Here is a 22,022-nt window from a genome sequence, read left to right as displayed (position 1 = left end):
GACTTGTGTTCCATGCTGTAAGAGATTACAATTAGTTTAAGATATAAGTCAAAAGGAGTTTGTTGATGGAATTCGATTTACATACTCATTCCAGGGCTTCCGACGGTTCCATGGAACCCGGAGAGCTGGTGGGTCTGGCGAAAGAACTGGGCCTGCAGGGTCTGGCCATTACTGACCACGATACCGTGGACGGGTTGGAGGAAGGTCTGTTCTTTGGGCGAGTATATAATGTCGAGGTGATTCCAGGTATTGAACTCAGTACTGATTTTGCCGGGCACGAGGTACACCTGCTTGGCTATTTCATCGATTGGCGTGCGGCTTGCCTGGCACAGGCATTGAAGGAGATGACTGAACAGCGGGCGAACAGGATTAAGAAAATGCTCCTTCGGCTGGCTGAGTTGGGTTTTCCCCTGGATTTTGCCGAAGTGCAGCAAATTGCCGGTGCCGGTGTCATTGGCCGACCTCACTTGGCGGTGGCCATGGTCAATGCCGGGTATGTGACGGATGTGCAGGAGGCTTTCGCCCGGTTCTTAACCAAAGGAGCTCCGGCCTACGTGGCAAGAGAGAAAATAGATTTCAGAGCGGCCGTCCAACTGATAAAAAAGGCTAAAGGGGTTCCTGTGCTGGCTCATCCGGGATTGCTGAAGGATAATTCCCTGGTGAAGCGAATTATCGATTGTGGTATTGAGGGTATGGAGGTGGATTACCCGGAACATGCTCCTGCTTACAGGCAGTACCTGATGGAGCTGTGTCGTTTGCACGGGTTAGTGGCCACGGGCGGTTCTGATTTTCATGGCAAGATTAAAGACGTATCGCTGGGGAAATGCGGCGCCAGCCGGAATATAGTGGAACAATTGAGGAGAAAGCGGGAGGATGACGATGTTCAGTACAGCTGAGCGGCTCAATCAATTAGGTTCAAGCATTTTTTCGGAACTGGACGACTTGAGGAAAAAAAAGGAACGGGAAGGTATGGTGCCGATTAACCTGAGTATTGGCAGCCCGGATCTGCCGCCGGCAGAGCATATCAAGGAAGCATTAGCGAGGGAAATCAATCAATCGGGCAATTATGGGTATCCCTTGACAGCAGGCATGCTGGAATTCAAAGAAGCGGTGGCCAAGTGGTACCACAGCAGGTTTAAGGTTTCCCTGGACCCAGAGCAGGAAATCCTGCCGGTTTTGGGTTCCCAGGACGGTTTGGCTCACTTGGGGCTAGCCTATCTGAACCCTGGCGATATTGCCCTGGTGCCCGACCCTGGTTACCCGGTGTATACCGCCAGCGTAGTGTTAGCCGGTGGAGTGAAGTATCCAATGCCGTTGAAGGCGGAAAACGAGTTCCTGCCTGATTTCAACTCTATTCCCCCCCGCCGTGGCCAGGGCGGCTAAAATCATGTTTTTGAATTATCCTAATAACCCCATTGCGGCGGTGGCCGGCCTGGAGTTTTTTGCGGAAGCCGTTGCCTTTGCCCGCCGGTATCATATTATCATCTGTCATGACTTGGCGTATTCGGAACTGGCTTATGATGGCTACCAGCCTCCCAGTATTTTAGAAGTACCAGGGGCGAAAGACGTTTGCATTGAATTCCACTCTTTTTCCAAGACTTTCTGTATGGCCGGCTGCAGGCTGGGCTTTGTAGTGGGAAACCGGGAGGTCATCCAAGGATTAGCTACCGTTAAATCCAACATTGACTTCGGTGTTTTTAAACCAGTGCAAATGGCCGGCATTGCTGCCCTGACCGGCTCCCAAGCATGGGTCAAACAAAATGCGCGCATTTACCAAAAAAGGCGCGATGTGTTAGTAGACGGATTAAGCTCTTGCGGTTGGCAGATACCTAAGCCGAAGGCTTCCATGTTTGTGTGGGCTCCTTTGCCCTGGGGTTACCGGTCAGCCAGGCAATTTGCTTTGGACCTATTAGACCGGGCCGGCGTGGTGGTGGTGCCTGGTACTGCTTTCGGGGAAAACGGTGAAGGATACGTGCGGATGGCATTAGTTGTTGATGAGCTATTACTGCGCGAGGCTGTGGAGAGAATAGGTAAGGCCTTTGGCTAAGGCCAACATACCGGACCCTATCTTAGGAAAGAATAAGCATAGATGTCCAAGATAGGGGGTTGGAATGTTTGGACAGGTTTATGTCAAGAGTGCCTTGGAGCATGGATGTAAGTCTTAAAAGCAAAGCTGAAGAAGCAGGCATAAGTTTTGACGCTCTAATGGAGCAGCTTCGCTTGAATCGAAGTGATGAGGAAATCGCAGAGGTATTGGCCGCATCGCCGGGCACCATTAAACACCTGCGGGAGCATTTCGAACGGTTTGGCATTCATTCCATTGCCGGACAAGATTAGGAGAGTAGTTTAACGAGGATGAGGCAGGAAGGAATTACCTGCCTCATGTATTCGGGGGGCGAGATAGTGCCAGGTTACGTTTTATTGCTCTTAATTGGGGTGCCCCTGGTGGAATTGGGGTTACTGATCAAAATCGGGCAGCATCTAGGCGCAGGTTACACGATTTTGCTGGTCGTATTAACGGGTATCGCCGGAGCTTGGTTAGCGAAGTACCAGGGTCTCAGGGTCCTATGGGAAATACGGGGCTTGCTGTCTCAGGGGATCATGCCCGGATACAAATTGATAGAAGGATTGCTTGTTTTTTTGGGCGGTATTCTGTTGTTGGCGCCGGGTTTTCTTACCGACATGATGGGGCTGCTCTGTCTTCTGCCTGTGACCAGGCAATATCTTGCCGGCATCGTCGTCCAAGTTTTGGAGAACTATTTGCGTTCAGGGCGAGTGAGAATCTATAAATTTTAAGCTGGTTTGACGGCTGTCCCTATGCTATAATATTTCGCAAACTCAGATCTATAATAGTAGGAAGGAGTAGTTTCAGGCCCATGGACACCGAAAAGTTTGTGAAAGAAGGGCTGACTTTTGATGATGTGTTGCTGATACCGGCAGCTTCTTCGGTGTTGCCAAAAGATGTGGACACCTCTGCGTATTTGACACCTAACATTAAACTCAATATTCCCATTGTCAGCGCCGGCATGGATACAGTGACTGAGTCACGCCTGGCCATTGCCATCGCCAGGGAAGGCGGCATCGGCGTCATCCATAAGAACATGTCCATTGAAAGACAAGCTTTGGAAGTTGACCGGGTGAAAAGGTCCGAGCACGGCATCATTACAGATCCTTTTTCCCTAAGCCCCGATCACTCCATCGGGGATGCCCTGGAGATCATGGCCCGGTACCGGATCTCCGGTGTTCCTATTACGGTAAACGGAAAATTGGTCGGGATCATCACCAACCGGGACTTGCGCTTTGAAACGGATTACCACCGCCCCATTCATGAAGTGATGACCAAGGATAACTTGATTACCGCTCCGGAAGGTACGACCTTAGAGGAAGCAAAACAAATCCTGCAGCGGCACAAAATTGAGAAGCTGCCCATCGTGGATAAGGACTTTAACTTGAAAGGGCTCATCACCATTAAGGATATCGAAAAAGCCAGGCAGTATCCTAATGCAGCGAAGGACGCAAAAGGCCGGTTGAGGGTGGCTGCTGCTGTAGGGGTGACCGATGATACCCTGGAGCGGACCGAAGCCCTGGTGAAAGCGGGGGTTGACGCCATTGTGGTGGACACGGCCCACGGCCATTCTGCCGGTGTCTTGCAGAAGGTGAGAGAGATCAAAGATGCTTTTCCTAAATTGGATGTCATCGCCGGGAATGTGGCCACGGCGGAGGGGACCCTGGCTTTAATTAAAGCCGGTGCTGATGCGGTGAAAGTAGGGGTGGGACCCGGTTCCATTTGTACAACCAGGGTCGTTGCTGGCATTGGCGTGCCCCAGATTACGGCCATTTGGGAGGCTTACCTGGTGGCTCACAAGAAAGGGGTTCCCATTATCGGCGACGGCGGTATTAAATATTCCGGGGACATTACTAAAGCCATCGCGGCGGGAGCCAGCACGGTGATGATTGGGAGTTTGCTGGCCGGTTGTGAGGAGAGTCCCGGCGAGACGGAGATTTATCAGGGCAGAACGTATAAAGTTTATCGCGGCATGGGTTCCCTGGGGGCCATGAAGGCCGGCAGCAAAGACCGCTATTTCCAAGATGACGCCGTCAAATTGGTTCCGGAAGGAATCGAGGGCCGGGTACCATACCGGGGTCCTTTAAGCGAAACCATTTACCAGCTCGTCGGGGGCCTGAGAGCAGGTATGGGATACTGCGGTACCGCCACCATTGAAGAACTGCAGCAGAAAGGCAAGTTTATCCGCATTTCCAGCGCCGGATTGAAGGAAAGCCACCCACACGATGTGCAAATCACCAAAGAAGCACCAAACTATCAACTGTGAGTGAGATGGGGGAGGAGTTTGTTTAAAGCAATACTCTTTGATTTGGACGGTACATTACTTCCGGTGGATACCGACGAGTTTCTGCAGGAATACCTGAAACTGCTGTCAATGTTTACCGCGCCCTACATGGAACCGGATACTTTTGTACGGCATTTATTGGAAGCTACTTTTTGCATGATTGGGGATAAAGATCCCGGCAAGACCAACGAGCAGGTATTCATGGAAAAGTTTTTCGCCCTGACGGGGCTGCTGCCGGAAGTAATGAAGCCGGTTTTCGACCGCTTTTATGTCACTGAGTTCTGCCGGCTGCGGGAAATCTGTCCTGCCAATCCATTGGTGCCGAAAATCGTTGAAGCTGCTAAGCGTCAGGGTAAAGTTGTTATTGCCACGAATCCTGTTTTTCCCTTGCAAGCCATTCGGGAAAGATTGCGCTGGATTGGCATCGCCGATGTCGCTTTCGACTTGATCACATCCTATGAAATCATGCACTTTTGTAAACCCCATATAGAGTATTACCGGGAAATTGTCGAGCTTATCGGTGTCGATCCGGCGGACTGCCTCATGGTCGGCAACGATGTGGATGAGGATTTGATAGCCCGCGAGCTAGGCATGAAATCCTTCCTGGTGGAAGATTACCTGATTAACCGGACCGGTAGGGATTTTATCACGGATTACCGGGGGACACTGGCAGATTGCTTGGCGTTTCTGGTCCATCTTGAGTAATAGGGGTAGGGTTGAGAGTATGTTTAAATCCATTGACGACCTTATTTCTCGTTTAGAACAAGCCGGCTATTATTTGAATCGCGATGCGGCTACGGTTATCTATTTGGCTTGGCAGATGAAAAGGCCGTTGTTAGTTGAAGGACCTGCCGGCGTTGGCAAAACGGAACTGGCGAAAACGCTGGCTCAGGTTTCCCAGCGAGAATTAATTAGGCTGCAGTGTTATGAGGGATTAGACGAGTCGAAGGCTTTGTATGAATGGGATTACCAGAAACAGTTGTTGTGGATCCAAGCTAATCTACGGGATGAATTAAAATGGTCCGACGCAAAAAGCGTACTCTATACCAGGGAATTCCTGCTGGAGCGGCCCCTGTTGAAGGCTTTGACCGCCGATAAAGAAACGGTCTTATTGATCGATGAATTGGATAAGAGCGAAGAGGAATTTGAAAGCTTCCTATTGGAGACCTTATCCGAATACCAGGTAACAATTCCCGAGTATGGGACGATTAAAGCCACCAGTATTCCTGCCATCATCATTACCAGTAACAGTGCCAGGGAGTTTTCCGAAGCGCTGCGGCGGAGATGTTTTCATTTATACTTGGATTATCCTTCCCCGGAAACGGAACTGACTATTATCCGCCGTAAGGTACCGGATATAGACGAGCGGCTGGGCCGGGAGGTAGTCCATTTTGTGCATTTGCTCCGGAAGCAGAATCTCAGGAAGCCGCCCAGTATCGCCGAAACCGTCGACTGGGCCCATGCCCTGGTCAGCCTGAACGTGGTCTCCTTAGGGAAAGAATTAGTGCACAATACGATGATGTTGCTGGTTAAGTATCGCGAAGATTTCCAGAAAATTGCCGGCAAATTGGATTATCTTTTGTTGTCGGGTGCTAAATGAACATGGTGGAAAAACTGCTGCATTTCGTTTACTCTCTCCGGAAAGCCGGTATTACCGCCAGTCTGGAACAATTGATAACGGCTTTGGAAGCTTTGACCTTGGTTGGGGTGGAACCGCAAACTTTCCATACTGTGCTGCGTTCCATCTTTGCCAAAAGCCCCCAAGAAATGATCGTTTTTGAAAAAGTCTACGCCCTTTGCTTTGGGCCGCCTCCTACCCAACCAAACACCCGGGGTTGGTCCGGCATCGCTAAAGAGGAGATGGCCATGAAAATAAAGGCCGGCAGCTGTGACGGCAGGGGCCTTGGACGAAGCGGTATCGGAGGCTCCAGGGGGGATTTTTTGCTCTCTTTATTAGAGGAACAGGACATCGGCGGGATGGCGCAGCGCATTGTGGAGAGCATCCCTGACGAAGAATTCCGGCTGCACCAGGTTACCGTGCACTGGGAAAACATCCAGCGCCAGTTGGACTGGCACATGCTGAAACACGATTTAGAGAACCGGCTTGGACTCAACGAGGCGGAAAAACACTTTATGCTGGAGCGTTTGGAGCAGTTGGCCTTAGCGGTGGAATATCACCTGTACCGGAAAACCGCTGCACAAAAAGGGGAACAGGATATTGAAGGGATATTGCAGGAGCTGAACTACCGGCGAAGGGATTTCAATCACTTGAATGAAGCCACCCTGGATCTAGTGGCGCAGCAGGTAAAAAAACTAGGTAAGAAACTAGCCTCCCGTAAAGGTTATCGACTGCATCCCAGCCAGCGCGGGAAAATTGACCTGAAAAGGACGCTGCGGTTGGCAGCCACCCAAGGCGGCGTGCCTATGCGGCTGAAACGAAAAAGCCGCAAACCGGACCGGCCGGAATTGGTTGTCCTGTGCGATATTTCCAACTCCATGTCCAGGTATACTTTTTTCGTGCTGCTTTTAGTTTGGGCATTTCAAACAAAACACAAGAAAATCCGGAGTTTCATTTTTGTGGACCGGATAGCTGAAGTAACCCACTTGCTGCAGAAGCAAGAGGCTTTGGAAAAGTTAAGATTCCTGGGCATCTATGCCCCTTGTTCCGCCACCGGCTTTACTGATTACGGGCGTGTTTTCAGTGATTTTGCGGCCATGTATTTGCCCAGTGTCCCGGCAAAAGCCAAGCTGATTATCCTGGGAGACGGTAAGAACAACTGGCGTGACCCGCAAGTAGGCGCCTTGGAAGAGATTGCTAGTAAGGTCAACGGTATCTACTGGCTTAATCCCCGCCCGTCGGAACAGTGGTATGAGAAAGACAGCGTATTGGCATTATACCGGCCTTATTGCCAGGGGATTTACCAGTGCAGTAATTTTCAGGAATTGCGCCGGGTCACCGCTTATGTTTTCTAGGGAAAACCGCCTTATTTCCGGGCATGTTGTTGAAGGAAAACCAGCACCTCTATAGAATAGCTATACTAAAGCCTAACGAATAATCAGGGGGTGCTGTCCAATGCTTTGCAGAAATTGTGCAGGAGGAGTAGTGTTTTTCGAAGACAAAGTACTGATCCTTCAGAACGACAAGAAAGAATGGGTGCTACCGAAGGGGGTCATCCGGGCCGGTCAACGTGCTAATGAAGTAGCGATTAACCGTGTACGGGAAGAAGCCGGCGTAGAGGCTGAGATCATAGGTCCCGCAGGAGAAACCCAATACGAATTCTATTCCTATTCCCGCAAGCAACCTGTGTGCAATAAAATCACCTGGTTCATTATGGAGGCCAAAAGCGAGCACCACCGGATTAATGAAGAGTTGGGCTTTACCGATGGAGGTTTCTACCCTGTGGCAGAAGCCATTGATAAAATAACTTATAGTCAAGACAAATCGCTGGTCAGGGTATCTTACCAGCGCCTGAAAAAGTTGACATCGGTAGAAAAATTAGCTTAAAATACTTGAAGATGACTGAATTGGAGTGCAAACCGGCGAAGCGTTTAGCACTCCAGTTTTTTTGAGGATAAGGAAGTAGACATTGGCCAAGCTATAATTAAAAGCGGCAAACTGCATCGTGAGGAGAGAGTGGGAATGGAGCAGATTCGCAACTATCATATTATCACCTACGGCTGCCAGATGAATGAACATGACACGGAAGTACTGAGCGGCATTTTGGAGCAACTGGGTTATCAATGGACCGATGAAGCGGAAAAAGCTGATGTAGTGTTGATCAATACTTGTTGTGTCAGGGAAAGAGCGGAAAACAAAGTTATTGGGTTGCTAGGCGAGCTCAAGCATCTCAAAGAAAGCAATCCGGACCTGGTGATCGGCGTCTGCGGTTGCATGGCACAGCAGCCCGGCATGGCTGAGAAGCTGCGCCGGAAGGTACCCCATGTGGATTTGGTGTTCGGCACCCACAACGTCCACCGGCTGCCGGAATTATTGTCCATGGCCCAGGCCGGCCAGGGGACCGTCACTGAGGTTTGGGATAAAGAACAGGACATCGTGGAGACCCTGCCCATGCGAAGATGGAATAACCTGAAGGGCTACGTGACCATCATGTACGGCTGCAACAATTTCTGCTCCTACTGTATTGTGCCTTATGTGCGGGGCAGGGAACGGAGCCGGGACCCGCAAGCTATTCAAGAGGAAGTTCGGGCCATGGCTCAACAGGGATTCAAAGAGGTCATGTTGCTCGGGCAGAATGTGAACTCTTACGGAAAAGACTTGGATATGGATTTTGATTTTGCCGACCTGCTGCAGTCCCTGGAAGACGTGGAGGGCCTGGCCAGGATTCGCTATACCACTTCTCATCCCAGGGATTTCACAGATAAGCTGATTGAAACGATTAAGAATTCAAAGAAAGTCTGTGAGCATTTCCACCTGCCGGTGCAGGCGGGCAGCAACCAGGTGCTCAAGAAGATGAACCGCGGTTACACCAGGGAATACTACTTGGATTTGGTCAGGAAAATCCGGGAAGCCATACCGGGAGCCACCATCACCACCGACATTATTGTCGGATTTCCGGGGGAAACGGATGAGGATTTTGAGGATACTTTAGACCTGGTGGCCCGGGCCAGATTTGACAACGCTTTTACTTTCTTGTATTCGCCCAGAACTGGTACCCCCGCCGCCAAGTGGGAACAAGTGGATGAAGAAGTTAAGAAAGAACGGTTCCAGCGCTTATTGGAACTGCAGAACCGGATCAGCCTGGAACAAAACCAGGCGTTACTCCATACCGTGCAGGAAGTCCTGGTGGAAGGTGTCAGCAAAACAAATGCGGAGCGCTTAACCGGTAGAACCAGGGGCAATAAAATAGTCGTTTTTCCAGGCGGCGAAGAGTTAATCGGCCAACTGGTACAAGTGAAAATTTGCGAAGCTCCCACCTTTTTCTTAATAGGTGAGGTAGTTTGACCCGTTACGACCCGTAACGGGTTTCTTTTAGCCTTAAGCCGGATTGTGCTATAATGGGAGATAGTGGACAGGGAGGGAGACCGGTGGGCTATACACCCATGATTCAGCAATATCTTCACATAAAATCCCAGTATCAAGACGCCATCCTGTTTTTCCGGCTGGGCGACTTCTATGAGATGTTCTTTGAAGATGCCCTCACGGCATCGGCCATTCTGGAGATTGCCCTTACCGCCCGCGACGGCGGTATAGAGAAAGTCCCCATGTGCGGCATTCCTTATCATGCCTATGAGGGTTACGTAGCTAAACTGCTGGCCCATGGCTATAAAGTGGCCATCTGCGAACAAGTGGAAGATCCGGCTGTGGCGAAAGGAATAGTGCGCCGGGAAGTGATCCGGGTCATCACCCCCGGTACCGTCATGGATGAAAAAGTGCTGCTGGATAAAGCCAACAATTATTTGGGTGCTTTGGTCAGTGAGCATGGTAGTTGGGGCTTGGCTTACATAGATATTTCCACCGGTGAGTTTTGCGTGACCCAGTGTGGACACCGGGAAGTATCCGTCCTGGATGAGCTAATTCGCCTCAAACCGGCGGAATTGATTGTGCCCGATACCCTGAAAGACGATGGCTGCGTGCCTGAGATCCTGAAACAAGTGAAGTGCTACATCAATTGGCGGCCAATGCTCCAAAAGAGCCTTGGGCAGGTGTTGGAAGTTTTAGAGACAGAACTGCGGGTTGGGGAAGACCTGGCGGCGCAGCTTTATAAATGGCCTTTGGCTTGCCAAGCGGCATATTACGTTTTAGATTTCCTGCAAGAAACCCAAAAGCAAAAACTGGGCCACTTAACCGAACTAAAAGTTTACAAGCCGAAGAATTACATGTTGATTGATGCTGCCACCCGCCGGAACCTGGAATTGACCGAAAACATGCAGACCAAATCCGTCCGAGCCTCCTTGCTGGGTGTCCTGGATGAGACAGTGACAGCCATGGGAGCGCGCAAGCTGAAACACTGGCTGGAGACACCCCTGCTGGACAAGAACCTTATTCAACAAAGATTGGATGCAGTGGAAGAATTGGTGGAAAATGCTTTGCTGCGGGAAAGTTTGCGCAAAGCTATTAAGGGCATTTATGATTTAGAAAGGTTGGTAGGCCGGGTGGCTTATGGGTCCGCCAATGCACGGGATCTCCTGGCTTTGAAGCAATCCATTGCCCGTTTGCCCCAGATTGCAGGTTTGATCGACTGGGTACACAGTGCTTATTTGAGGCTCTTAATCAACGATCTCGACCTTTTGGAAGACCTTTTTACCCTGCTGGACAACGGTATTGCTGATGACCCACCGGCCGGTGTCAGGGAAGGCAACATTATCAAAGACGGTTTTAACCAGGAAGTAGACCGGTTACGGGAAGCGGCACGACATGGCAAGCAGTGGATTGCTGAATTAGAGGCCAAGGAGCGTGAACGAACGGGTATTCGTTCGTTGAAAGTGGGGTTCAACAAGGTTTTCGGTTATTACTTGGAGGTCACGAAACCCAATTTACATATGGTTCCCCAGGATTATCACCGCAAGCAAACCCTGGCCAATGCGGAACGTTTTATCACCGCCGAGTTAAAAGAAATGGAAAACTTGATCCTGGGGGCTGAGGAAAAACTCAACAAGTTGGAATATGAGATCTTTAATGAATTAAGGGCTCAGGTCGAAAAAAACGCCGGTCGCCTGCAGACATCCGCCAACATAGTGGCGGAATTGGATGTCTTATTGAGTTTGGCCTTAGTGGCGATTGCAAACAATTATTGCAAACCGGAACTGGTTGACAGTTCCAAATTGGAGCTCATCGAAGCCCGGCACCCGGTGGTGGAAAAACTGAGTGCCGGTAGGTTTGTGGCTAATGATTGTCACTTGGAACCCCCTGCTTCGATACTGAATATTATTACGGGACCCAATATGGCCGGCAAATCTACCTATATCAGAATGGCGGCGCTGATTACGGTCATGGCCCAAATTGGCAGCTTTGTGCCGGCCCGTAAAGCGGTAGTGGGTATTGCCGATCGCATTTTTGCCAGGGTTGGAGCTTCCGATGACTTGAGCACCGGCCGGAGCACTTTTATGGTGGAAATGAATGAAGTAGCCAATATTCTTAACCATGCCACCGAGCGGAGCTTGGTGATTCTAGACGAAGTGGGACGTGGAACCAGCACTTTTGACGGGATCAGCATTGCCTGGGCCGTCAGCGAGTACCTGTTGACCCGTGTGAAGGCCCGCACGCTGTTTGCTACCCATTATCATGAATTGACTCTCTTACAGGAAGAGTTTCCCGCCGCCCGTAATTTTAGCATGGCGGTTAAGGAGGAAGGAAATAAGATTACTTTCCTCCGCAAGGTGATCCCGGGGGCCGCTGACCGCAGTTACGGGATTCATGTGGCGGAACTGGCCGGCGTGCCCAAGGAAGTGCTCGACAGGGCCAATAACCTATTGGCGGCCCTGGAAGAAAGAAAACAGGATGTTAGACAAACGGTCCGGGAAGTCGCTGCTGCGGCAGCTCAAAAAGCCGGTGCAGCAGGTTCTTCTCACTTGCCCGGCCTACCGGAAATGCAACACTTTTTGGGACGGCTCTGCAAGCTGGATCTAGACGGGACCAGCCCGATTGAAGCCTGGCACCTATTATCAAGCTTTGCCAGGGAAGCAGGAGAACTGTTGGGGAAGCTGTCAGGAGGAAACCATGACCAGGATCCGGATTCTTGATGAGGATACGGCGAACAAAATCGCAGCTGGAGAAGTGATCGAGCGGCCGGCATCGGTAGTAAAAGAGCTGGTGGAAAATGCCATTGACGCCGGCAGCACCAGGATCAGGATCAGCATCGAAGAAGGCGGGATCAAGAAGATTCAGGTGAGGGACGACGGCAGCGGCATGAGCAGGGAAGATTGCCAGTTAGCCTTTTCCCGTCATGGCACCAGCAAAATCAAGCATGCCGGTGATTTGCTGCGCATCCGGACCCTGGGTTTTAGAGGGGAGGCATTGCCGAGTATTGCCGCCGTGAGCCGGGTTACCCTCATGTCCAGGCAGAGAGAGGATTTGGAAGGCACCGTCATTCGCTTGGAAGGAGGCAAACTAGCCGGCATTACCCCGGCAGGATGCCCGGCGGGGACAGAGGTCATCGTGGAAGACCTGTTCTTTAATACTCCTGCCCGGAAGAAATATCTAAAAAGACCGGCGACGGAAGCATTTCATGCTATCGCGGCGGTCCAGAAACTGGCCGTCGCTCACCCGGCAGTGGGTTTTCAATTATGGCATAACGGCCAGCAGGTGTTAGCCACCGGCGGTTCCGGGGTGCTCCAGAATGCACTGGTTGATTTATTTGGCTTAGAGTTTGTGGAAAACCTGGTGCCGGTGAATTGGAAAAACGAGGTTATCGAAATTACAGGTTATGCCGGAAAGGGCTTCTTTTCCCGCAGTAACAGGGACCAGCAGTTTTTCATTGTCAATGGCAGGGCGGTGCGAAGTCCCTTGCTGCAGGGGGCTGTGGAGCGAGTTTATCGCGGGTTACTGCCAAATGGACGCTATCCGGTGGCGGTCATCTCCTTGCGGGTCGATCCGGAAGAGGTGGACGTTAACGTCCACCCGGCCAAGCTGGAGATTAAATTCGCCGATCCCGATAGGATCTCTCAAGCACTGACCGGGGCTGTACACCGGGCCCTTCAGGAAACGAACCATATTCCCTTAGTCACCGGCTCAGGTGCTCCTGTCCAGGAAGTGACGAAGCGTATTGAGCGTGTGAAGGAGGCAGTTGATACCTATTTACAAACGCAGCTTAAAGATTATCAGATAGAACATACGGCTGAGACACCGGCGGGTTCTCTACGGGGGCCATTAGGTGCCAGGGAACATAGCGAAGTGCCGCAAGGCACGGTAGACCCGGTTGCAGCGCCGGCACCGGCCGGTCGTGTCGAGCAGGAACCTTTTCCGGAACTGGTGGCTATCGGTCAATTGCATGATTCTTTTATTCTGGCCCAAGGAGCTGAAGGCCTGTACATTGTTGACCAGCACGCCGCCCATGAACGCATTGAGTATGAGGCTTTATGGGATAAGATGGGTACCTCTGCCTGCGAGGCCCAGGGATTAGCTGTACCGGTCACACTGGAGTTAAACCCCGTGGACAAGGAGCTGTTGATTAATCGCATGGTGCTCCTGAGGGATATGGGAATAATCATAGAACATTTTGGCAAGAATACCTTTTTAATCAGAGCAGTTCCGTTGGGTTTTACCGGCGAGGAAATTGCCGAATTGATATGGGAAATCATCCATACAGAGAAGCAGCCTGGCCATAAGACACAAGATGCCAGGGAGCCGGTAATCAAAATGCTTGCCTGTAAAAAGGCGGTGAAAGCAAAGCAACGCTTATCCCAGGTCGAGCAGCAGGCCTTGCTGGATAAGCTGGCTCGACTAAACCGGCCTTTTACGTGCCCCCATGGCAGGCCGGTCATCATTTGCCTTTCAATGAAAGAACTCTTAAGGCGGTTTGGCCGGAGTTAAACCGGATAGGTGAGTTGACATGTATAATTTAGCTATTATTGCCGGCCCGACGGCGGTGGGAAAATCAGCTGTGGCAGTGGAAGTGGCTGCCCTGATCGGCGGGGAGATCATTTCCGCTGATTCCGCGCAGGTTTACCGGGGTATGGACATAGGTACCGCGAAAATAACTCATGAAGAGATGTTCGCTGCAAACGGCGAGTTTATCCCCCACCACCTGTTGAGCTTTTTGCCTCCCGATGCCAGGTTCAGTGTGGCGGATTTCAGGGACCGGGTAGACGCACTGATTCCCGGCATTGCTGCCAGGGGTAAGATTCCCATACTGGTAGGCGGCACCGGGTTATATATTGAAGGGGTTATTGATCCGTACAAGTTCAGTCCCCTGGCGTTTGATGCGGAATTGCGCCAAAAGCTTATGGAAGAAAGTAAGCGGCGTGGTAAAGATTACTTGCACCGGCAGCTAGCTCAGGTGGACCCTGCAGCGGCTGCAAAAATCCATCCCAATGATCTAAAGCGGGTCATTCGTGCCTTGGAAGTATACTCTCTCACCGGTGTACCTATTTCTGAAGCCGGGCAGCGAGCTCCGGGCCGGGCAGAGAGCCGGTACCATCTTTGTTACATAGGATTGACTGCGGAGCGCACTTATCTCTATGAAAGAATTAATCAGCGGGTAGACAAAATGATGGAGGAAGGTTTCTTGGAGGAAGTAAAGGCTCTCCTGGACCAGGGTTATAGTCCGGACTTACCGGCCCTGCAAAGCTTGGGTTACCGGCAAATGATTGGCTATTTGCGGGGAGAGTATGATTTAGAGACAGCGGTCAATTTGATCAAAAGAGATACCCGGCGATTTGCGAAAAGGCAGTTAACCTGGTTTAAAAGGGATCCCAGAATCATATGGTTTAATGTACAGCATTTTCCGGATAAAAGTGCCCTGGCAGCTGAAATCGCTCAGGTGATAAGCAGGAGTATTGCCAACAATGTAGAATTAGGCATTAGTAACTGATTTAACCATTTTTCCAGGTTTGGAGGGAGTACGATGAGTAAAGCCCAAGCAAATATCCAGGATGTCTTTCTGAACCATGTCCGGAAAGAAAACATCCCGGTTACCGTCTTTTTGGTAAACGGTTTTCAGCTAAAAGGTTTGGTGAAGGGCTTCGATAATTTTACGGTGATCCTCGAAGTGGACGGTAAACAGCAGATGATTTATAAACATGCTATTTCCACCCTGGCGCCGCAAAAACCGGTTAGTTTAACGAATTTGAGTTAGGCCTCCTTACTGAAAGGAGGTCTAATTTTTGGACAGCTTCCCCGTTGAGCATTCCTTGTTCCCTCGCATAGTATATTAATGTTAGCCTTGGCTTGGCGAGGTGAGGCCATGCAGATCAAGCTAAACTTTAATTCCCGGGACCGGGTAAACCGGAGGCATGCCTCCCATCCGGTTCCAGAACCGGTGGGGCGGCCCAGGAGCAGGAGGGCGGCTGCGCCTGGGAGCGACACAAGGAGGTCAGACCCAGAAGCAGCGCGCAGGACGGGCTGGAGCCGGGTGGAAGAAGTATTCCAAGAATTGGACCAGCTGGTGGGCTTGCGGGAGGTCAAAGAGACATTAAGGGAGATTGCCGCCTATGTGCAGATTCAAAAGCAGCGACAACAAGAAGGATTATTCTCGGACCCGATGACATTGCACATGGTGTTTAAAGGTGGACCCGGCACCGGAAAAACCACCGTGGCCAGGTTAGCCGGCAAGCTATTCAAGGAATTAGGAGTACTAAGCAAGGGACATTTGGTCGAGGTAGACCGGGCCGACCTGGTGGGGGAGTATATCGGCCATACGGCGCAAAAGACCAAGGAACAGTTGAAAAGAGCCGCCGGAGGTATTCTATTTGTTGATGAGGCTTATTCCCTGGCCCGCGGGGGCGACAGGGATTTCGGGAAAGAGGCCACGGATATGCTGGTGAAATACATGGAGGATTGGCGGGAAGACTTGATTGTCATCCTGGCGGGGTATACCCATGAAATGGAGGTATTCATGTCTTCCAATCCGGGGTTAAAGTCTCGTTTTCCACTCCAGATAGAGTTTCCTGATTACACCATTATGGAATTGCTGGCCATAGCCAGGTTGATGCTGGACCAACGGCAATACTTGCTGGAAGAAGAGGCCTGGGATGAATTGGAGAGAAGCTTACGCCGGGCCATACTGCAAGGACAGGCAAAAGCAGGCAATGGGCGCCTGGTACGAAACATGATCGAGAAAGCCATCCGGCGCCAGGCGGTGCGATTAGTCAACCAACCCAGGTTGACCAGGGAAGAACTAATGATGATCCGCAAAAGTGATTTAGCGGGGGAGAATCATTCGGAGGTAGAAATACCGGAGAAAAAACATGTATCCACCATAGCGAGAAAAGCTGCAGAATAGTTTTAAGCAAAGGGGAGATCGTGTTTTGACGGAACGCGGTAAGGACTACAGCAGCGGATTTTGCGGCGATAAGATATGGTCCTGGGCAAATGACTTAGAAAAAAGCATCAGCCCCATGCTGGATCGAGTGCGCCGGGGAGCCCAAAAGAACCATTTTAAGGTGCTGAGGGCCTTTCAAGCATTGGAAGTCAGCGACTATCATTTCCAAGAAAGTACCGGATATGGATATGGGGATGTGGGCAGGGATGTCCTGGACAGCCTGTTTGCCCGGGTATTCGGTGCCGAGGCAGCCCTGGTACGGCCCCAAATTGTGTCCGGTACCCATGCCATCGCCCTGTGTTTATACGGGCTGCTCCGGCCCGGGGATGAGGTCGTATCTATTACGGGGCAACCTTATGATACTTTGGTTAAGATCGTGGACGGCCGTCACCAAGGGGATGGCTCGTTAAGAGACTGGGGCATCAAGCACCTGGTGGTGCCTTTAGTTGGGGGCAAACCGGATTTCGATGGGATTGAAAGGGCGATCACCGGGCGCACCCGGTTGGTGGCTATTCAGCGCTCCCGCGGCTACAGCCTAAGGCCATCCCTATCCATCAAGGAGATCAAGGATTTGATTAATCATGTGAAAGGGTTAAAACCCGATGTGATCTGTTTTGTAGACAACTGTTACGGGGAATTCGTGGAGGAACTGGAACCCCCTGAAGTAGGGGCCGATGTTATTGCCGGTTCTCTTATCAAGAATCCCGGCGGTGGTATTGCACCGGCAGGTGGTTATATCGCCGGCAAAGCTGAACTGGTGGAAAGAATAACCCACAGGCTGACGGCTCCGGGTTTAGGGGGGGAGTTGGGCTGTTCCCTGGGAGGCAAGAGACTATATTTTCAAGGATTATTCTTGGCACCGCTCATTGTCTCAGAAGCCCTCCAGGGAGCTGTTTTAGCCGCCAAGTTGTTTTCCGAACTGGGGTTTTCCGTGGAACCCCATTGGGATGAGGAAAGGACGGACATCATACAAGCCATTACTCTTGGGTCCAAAGAACGGCTCGTGGCTTTTTGCCAGGGCTTGCAAAAGGGTTCCCCCGTGGATTCCCACATCACGCCCGAGGCGGCCCCTATGCCTGGCTATGAAGATGTGGTGATTATGGCGGGAGGAACCTTTATCCAGGGTTCATCTATTGAGTTGAGTGCTGACGGCCCCCTTAGGGAACCCTATACAGTGTTCCTGCAGGGTGGACTGGCTTATCCCTATATCAAAGCCGGGCTCCTGACCGCCATCGATCATATGGTGAAGCAAGGCTTGCTGGCTCTCTAGCCCAAGCGGCGGTACAGGCCGATAACCTTTCCCAGAATAGTTACTTCCCGGGTGAGGATAGGGGAGTATTTTGGATTCTCCGGCTGCAGGCGAATACAGTCCTTTTCTTTGTAGAAGCGCTTTACGGTAGCCTCATCATCAAGCATGGCAGCCACAATATCCCCATTTTCCGCCGTAGGCTGCTGCTTGACAATGACATAGTCGCCATCGTAGATGCCGGCTTCAATCATGCTGTCTCCCACGACGGACAACATGAAAACATCTTGGGTACGCACCAGGTCGAAGGGGAGGGGGACGATTTGCTCGATATGCTGGGTGGCCAGGATGGGATTGCCGGCGGTGATCCTTCCCAACAGCGGTACCTGAACCAGGGGCTGGGTCTCCGGGAAACCATCGGTATCCAGTATTTCAATGGCCCTTGGTTTGGCAGGGTCCCGACGAATGTAGCCTTTAGCTTCCAATTGGGCCAGGTGGCCGTGCACTGTAGAGCTGGAGCTAAGGCCTACAGCTTGGCCGATTTCCCTGACGGAAGGAGGATAGCCCTTTTCCCGGGTAACTTTTTGGATGTAGTGAAGAATCTCTACCTGGCGCTGGGACAGGTCTTCGTACATAATGGATAACCTCCGTCCATGTAACGTTTGTTCTATATTATATCATATTCCCCGGCTGTTTCAAACATTTGTTCGTTTTTTGTACTTGATCTAGAACATATGCTTTGTTATAATACCCTTAGAACGTATGTTCGTGAAACGTATGTTCGAAAGGGGAAGGTAACATGGCCGGAAAAAGGCTGATCAGGAAAAGAAATAGGCATACCTGGCCAGTGTGGTTAGTAGTACTGGTGCTGCTGGCGTTATGGTGGATAGGGCCTACCGTAACAGCGAACGATAAGGTTAGGGCGGCCTCCCAGGCGCCATGGCAAGAGATAGTGGTTAGGGAAGGAGATACTCTCTGGAAAATAGCCATGGAATACAGGCGCCCGAAAGAAGATGTGCGGGTTACCATTAACCGCATTCAAGAAGCGAATGGATTGGCGCCCAGCGAGTATATTTACCCGGGACAAGTGTTATTAATTCCCCTGGAACAATAAACAATGCAAAAAACACATCCCCTGCTCTCTTGTGTTATGTAAACTTAGCAGGGGATGTGTTTTTATTTTTGCCCGCAGGAGCGGCAGGGCCCATGACCGTTGGACCACAAGACACCACCAGGTTTTAACCGGAACACCACGGTCAGGGTCAATAGCTGTGTTTTGATGATGTCTCCAGGTTGCAACCCCAACTGCGTCTTGCTGCCTGCGGGTGTTTTACCCGGCAGGATGTGCATATAAGGGGTAAGCCCTATGGGCATGTCTAGTTCCTTTTTAATAGTATAGATACAAAGTGTTTACCAGGCTGGGTACGGTACCTTGGTTTACGGTGGGCTGGCAGCAGTTCAGCCTCCTCCTGCCTGCAACAGGGTTTTAGATAACTTCCGATAATATATATTATGTAAACTTTTAAAGAAAGCATGGAAAAACGAACCTGGGGGCTTTTCTCCTCACCCCACCCCCTACCGGGGAAGGTCCGGAACCGAAACAGCTTATATCAAAGAACCGAGAAACCGGCGACTGCACCGTTCCGGTTTCAAGTTGACGGGTGTTGAAGCTCATTTTAAGGCCTTTAAAAGCATTTAAGTATTGCTGTCCGTGGCTTTTCCGGTTGTGCTCAGCCGGTTGACAAACGCAAAAAATTCTTTGTTACCCGGCAAGACGGCATGTGGTATGCTCCAGCAGGTTATCCACGGCAAGCCAAACGGGCAGGCTCTACCCTGCCCGAGTTTAATATCCCACTACCTTATTTGCCCGGATGATGCTTTGGTATGCCTGCACCAGTCGCCAGGCGCAGGCTTCGGCGGTGATCAACTGGGCTTCTTCCAACGCGGTGGCTGACATTTGCCGGTATAAGTCATGGTCTTCTAGTAAAGTGATAATGCGGTTGACAAATTCCTGTTCGTTGAGCTGGCACAGGAAACCGGAACGTTCATGGGTCACCATTTCTTTTACGCCAAAGGCATCGATGGCCACCACCGGCAGTCCCGCCGCCTTCGCTTCCCCAATGACCAGTCCTTGGGTTTCCGTAACGGAAGCAAAGACGAACAGGTCTGCACCCAAGTAGCAATTGACTACCAGCTTTTTCTCCAAAGTGCCGGTAAAGACAACTTTGTCTCGCAGACCGAGGGAAACCACCAGTTCTTTGAGTTCCTGCTCCTGGGGCCCTCCTCCTACCAAGACGAGAGTTGTATCCGGTACTTGCTGCTGTACTAACCTAAAGGACCTGATCAAGAATTCAATATTCTTTTCCTGCCCGATCCTGCCTACGAAGAGCAGTACACGGTCATGGGGCGGGATGCGGAAAGTACGTCTCAGCCAGGCGGGATCGCCGTCTTTATAGTCTTTGACCTCAATGCCGGTAGGAATACTTTCAATGGGTGTTCTTACCCCGTTTTGGCGGATGACGTCACCAATGACCCGGGTGGGTACGATGACTAAGTCGCAGCGGTTGCTGAAATCGGTAGCGATTCTCTGCACTACTTTGCTGGACAGCTCCTGGGCAAAAGGTACGTAATGAACGTATTTGTCGTATAAGGTATGGTAGGTATAAACTAAAGGAATTCTTTCCGAGCGAGCCACATGAGCTCCTAAACGCCCCATCATGAACGGGGAATGGACATGGATGATGTCCAGTTTAAGCTTCCTTACCAGGGGGCGGGTTCTCAGGGAAATGGGAATGGCCAGGGTAAAATCCTGGTTGGTTGGTGATGGAACCGATAAATAGCGGAAAACCCCCGGTTCTCTTTCACAGTCTTTATATTGAGGAGCGAAAATATAAACCTGATGGCCTAATTGCTTTAGTTCTTTGGTGAATGTCTCAATGGAACGCACGACACCGCTGGTATAAGGTCGATAGCTGTCGGTGAAAAAACCGATATTCAAGGTAACTCCTCCCTTCTATTCTTCATCCTAGTCAGTTGGAGTTATCTGTTCCTGTTACGATAGTGATTAATTCATCCAGAGAATTAATCACGAACTCCGGGTTTTCAGCCAAAATGCTGTCCCACGAGAGATAAGACCAGCGGACAGCTACAGCCTTCACACCGGCGGCATGGGCGCATTTGATGTCATGGGGGCTATCCCCTACGTAAAGAGCTTGCTCTGGTGCTGTTTCCAGCAAGCGTAAACAATGCAGGACCGGCTCTGGATGGGGTTTATGGTTGTTGGTGTCCTCCATGGCAACAATGGCATCAAAATACGGGTGCAAGTTATAAAGGTCCAGCCCTTTATTCAAAGAATGCCTGGCCTTGGAAGTCACAAGCCCTATTTTATATCCCCTTTGTTTTAAGGCAGTTAGGGTTTCCGGCACCTGATCAAACATCTTCACCATGCGATCATGATTCGCCAGGTTAAATTCCCGGTAAGTCTTGATGAGTTCTTCTCCCCGGCCCGGAGCCAAGTCTTCCAGGGCCGTAATTAAAGGTATGCCAAATGATGGATATATTTCTTGCGGTGTAATCTCGTAATTGAGGTGTTTGCGAACGGTGTATTTAAAAGATTCAATGATTAACGCGGTGGTATCCATAATGGTGCCGTCGAAATCAAACAGCACTGCTCTATAAGGATTCACTAATCTCGTCCTCTCTCATTTATTATATACCAAAATTTCCCCAAGTTTCCATCCATTCCATAGATGTCCGGACTTAGTGCTCCAAGTTTAGGACAAAAAGCTGTAAATGGCTTGATTAGTTGCATCAGGCTGCTCAATCATCACCATGTGGCCTGCTTTAGGAATAACGGTTAACCGGTGGTTAGGCAGCAAAGCAGCCAGGGACTGTACATACTGCACGGGCGTTAACCGGTCCTGTTCTCCGAAGAGCAGCAGGCAGTTGACATTCAGGCCAGGTTCCCGGTGTTCAAAATCAAAAGCCTGGCAAGCCAGGAAGTCTGTGAGCAAGACTTCGACGGGTATGCGGGCAAACTCCTCCTTGGCACTTGTCAAGATCCGGGGATCTACCTGCCGGTGGTAAGCCATTTCTACAAAGGAAACGGGCCTCTCCCCTTTCTTGAGACTGTCGAGCAGCCAGGGAGCCACTCTAAACTGCTTGCAGGTACCGATCAAGACCAGGCTTTCCACCAGGGCCGGATTGCCGGCGGCGACAGTTAAAGCCACGGCACTTCCCATGGAATGCCCCAGCAAGGATACGCGTTCAATTTCCAACAACCGGGTCAAATCTTGTATAAATAAACTGTACTCTTTGATCGTGGTTAAAGCCCGTCCCTCAGACCGGCCATGCCCCGGCAGATCAACGGCGATGATCCGGATGTTCAATTCTCCGGCCAGGCTTAATTGGTAGGCCCAGTGGCGGCTGTTGCCGCCGGCACCATGAATGCACAGTAGGGTCCTGTCATGGTGCGGCGGCGCCGCTTCC

The 22,022-nt window shown here is 50.9% G+C and carries 20 protein-coding genes and 1 pseudogene; 17 read left to right on the top strand and 4 right to left on the bottom strand.

What is annotated here, in order from left to right; all coding sequences use genetic code 11:
* Positions 1 to 65: 65 nt before the first annotated feature.
* The 16 genes and pseudogenes from GXX34_03130 (at position 66) to GXX34_03055 (ending at position 17,558) form a co-directional block, all read left to right on the top strand.
* Complete coding sequence (locus tag GXX34_03130) at positions 66 to 896, top strand: PHP domain-containing protein (GenBank protein HHW06518.1); 831 nt, start codon at positions 66 to 68, stop codon at positions 894 to 896.
* Positions 874 to 2,047: pseudogene (locus GXX34_03125) on the top strand (LL-diaminopimelate aminotransferase). Before GXX34_03130 ends, GXX34_03125 begins: the two are co-directional and overlap by 23 nt.
* A 68-nt stretch (positions 2,048 to 2,115) precedes the next feature.
* Positions 2,116 to 2,337, top strand: coding sequence for a helix-turn-helix domain-containing protein (locus tag GXX34_03120; protein ID HHW06517.1), 222 nt, complete (start codon positions 2,116 to 2,118; stop codon positions 2,335 to 2,337).
* Between the two features lie 66 nt (positions 2,338 to 2,403).
* Positions 2,404 to 2,796, top strand: coding sequence for an FxsA family protein (locus GXX34_03115; GenBank protein HHW06516.1), 393 nt, complete (start codon positions 2,404 to 2,406; stop codon positions 2,794 to 2,796).
* Between the two features lie 80 nt (positions 2,797 to 2,876).
* Entirely contained in the window at positions 2,877 to 4,331 is a 1,455-nt protein-coding gene (guaB, locus tag GXX34_03110) for an IMP dehydrogenase (protein ID HHW06515.1), read from the top strand.
* Positions 4,332 to 4,349: 18 nt separating this feature from the next.
* Complete coding sequence (locus tag GXX34_03105; protein HHW06514.1) at positions 4,350 to 5,054, top strand: HAD family hydrolase; 705 nt, start codon at positions 4,350 to 4,352, stop codon at positions 5,052 to 5,054.
* 19 nt (positions 5,055 to 5,073) lie between these two features.
* Positions 5,074 to 5,949 (top strand): MoxR family ATPase, encoded by an 876-nt coding sequence (locus tag GXX34_03100; protein ID HHW06513.1) that lies wholly within the window; start codon positions 5,074 to 5,076, stop codon positions 5,947 to 5,949.
* Positions 5,946 to 7,322: a VWA domain-containing protein gene (locus GXX34_03095; GenBank protein HHW06512.1), complete on the top strand. Its 1,377-nt coding sequence runs from the start codon at positions 5,946 to 5,948 to the stop codon at positions 7,320 to 7,322. The genes GXX34_03100 and GXX34_03095 overlap by 4 nt, the downstream gene beginning before the upstream one ends.
* Before the next feature lie 100 nt (positions 7,323 to 7,422).
* Positions 7,423 to 7,854, top strand: a complete 432-nt coding sequence (locus tag GXX34_03090) for an NUDIX hydrolase (protein HHW06511.1) — start codon at positions 7,423 to 7,425, stop codon at positions 7,852 to 7,854.
* Between the two features lie 135 nt (positions 7,855 to 7,989).
* Positions 7,990 to 9,312 carry a tRNA (N6-isopentenyl adenosine(37)-C2)-methylthiotransferase MiaB gene (gene miaB, locus GXX34_03085; protein ID HHW06510.1) on the top strand — a complete coding sequence of 441 codons (1,323 nt, stop codon included), beginning with the start codon at positions 7,990 to 7,992 and terminating at the stop codon, positions 9,310 to 9,312.
* 53 nt (positions 9,313 to 9,365) lie between these two features.
* A complete protein-coding gene (mutS, locus tag GXX34_03080) occupies positions 9,366 to 12,050 on the top strand; it encodes a DNA mismatch repair protein MutS (protein HHW06509.1) in 2,685 nt (894 codons plus the stop codon).
* On the top strand, positions 12,028 to 13,839 hold the full coding sequence (mutL, locus tag GXX34_03075; GenBank protein HHW06508.1) for a DNA mismatch repair endonuclease MutL: 1,812 nt from the start codon (positions 12,028 to 12,030) through the stop codon (positions 13,837 to 13,839). The genes mutS and mutL overlap by 23 nt, the downstream gene beginning before the upstream one ends.
* Positions 13,840 to 13,858: 19 nt before the next feature.
* Entirely contained in the window at positions 13,859 to 14,839 is a 981-nt protein-coding gene (miaA, locus tag GXX34_03070) for a tRNA (adenosine(37)-N6)-dimethylallyltransferase MiaA (GenBank protein HHW06507.1), read from the top strand.
* Positions 14,840 to 14,872: 33 nt separating this feature from the next.
* Positions 14,873 to 15,103 (top strand): RNA chaperone Hfq, encoded by a 231-nt coding sequence (gene hfq, locus GXX34_03065; GenBank protein HHW06506.1) that lies wholly within the window; start codon positions 14,873 to 14,875, stop codon positions 15,101 to 15,103.
* Positions 15,104 to 15,211: 108 nt separating this feature from the next.
* Positions 15,212 to 16,249, top strand: coding sequence for an AAA family ATPase (locus GXX34_03060; GenBank protein HHW06505.1), 1,038 nt, complete (start codon positions 15,212 to 15,214; stop codon positions 16,247 to 16,249).
* Positions 16,239 to 17,558, top strand: coding sequence for a hypothetical protein (locus tag GXX34_03055; protein HHW06504.1), 1,320 nt, complete (start codon positions 16,239 to 16,241; stop codon positions 17,556 to 17,558). Before GXX34_03060 ends, GXX34_03055 begins: the two co-directional genes overlap by 11 nt.
* On the opposite strand, the gene lexA is transcribed toward GXX34_03055, so the two are convergent.
* The gene (gene lexA, locus GXX34_03050; GenBank protein HHW06503.1) at positions 17,555 to 18,169 is read right to left on the bottom strand and encodes a transcriptional repressor LexA; all 615 of its coding nucleotides are present in this window, start codon (positions 18,167 to 18,169) and stop codon (positions 17,555 to 17,557) included. The two genes, GXX34_03055 and lexA, sit on opposite strands and share 4 nt — an antisense overlap.
* A gap of 212 nt (positions 18,170 to 18,381) precedes the next feature.
* Between lexA and GXX34_03045 the strand changes: the two genes are divergently transcribed.
* Positions 18,382 to 18,648, top strand: coding sequence for a LysM peptidoglycan-binding domain-containing protein (locus GXX34_03045; GenBank protein ID HHW06502.1), 267 nt, complete (start codon positions 18,382 to 18,384; stop codon positions 18,646 to 18,648).
* A 729-nt stretch (positions 18,649 to 19,377) separates the two neighbouring features.
* Here GXX34_03045 and GXX34_03040 read toward each other — a convergent pair.
* The 3 genes from GXX34_03040 to GXX34_03030 all read right to left on the bottom strand — a co-directional run.
* The gene (locus GXX34_03040; GenBank protein ID HHW06501.1) at positions 19,378 to 20,532 is read right to left on the bottom strand and encodes a glycosyltransferase family 4 protein; all 1,155 of its coding nucleotides are present in this window, start codon (positions 20,530 to 20,532) and stop codon (positions 19,378 to 19,380) included.
* A gap of 31 nt (positions 20,533 to 20,563) precedes the next feature.
* Positions 20,564 to 21,175 (bottom strand): HAD-IA family hydrolase, encoded by a 612-nt coding sequence (locus GXX34_03035; protein ID HHW06500.1) that lies wholly within the window; start codon positions 21,173 to 21,175, stop codon positions 20,564 to 20,566.
* Between the two features lie 132 nt (positions 21,176 to 21,307).
* On the bottom strand, positions 21,308 to 22,022 hold a 715-nt coding region (locus tag GXX34_03030; protein HHW06499.1), incomplete at its 5' end, for an alpha/beta hydrolase.

The sequence above is a fragment of the Clostridia bacterium genome, assembly GCA_012840125.1.
Classification (GTDB): domain Bacteria; phylum Bacillota; class DULZ01; order DULZ01; family DULZ01; genus DULZ01.
Note: the sequence above shows the minus strand (reverse complement) of the source record. Positions and strands in the feature narration are given on the sequence as shown.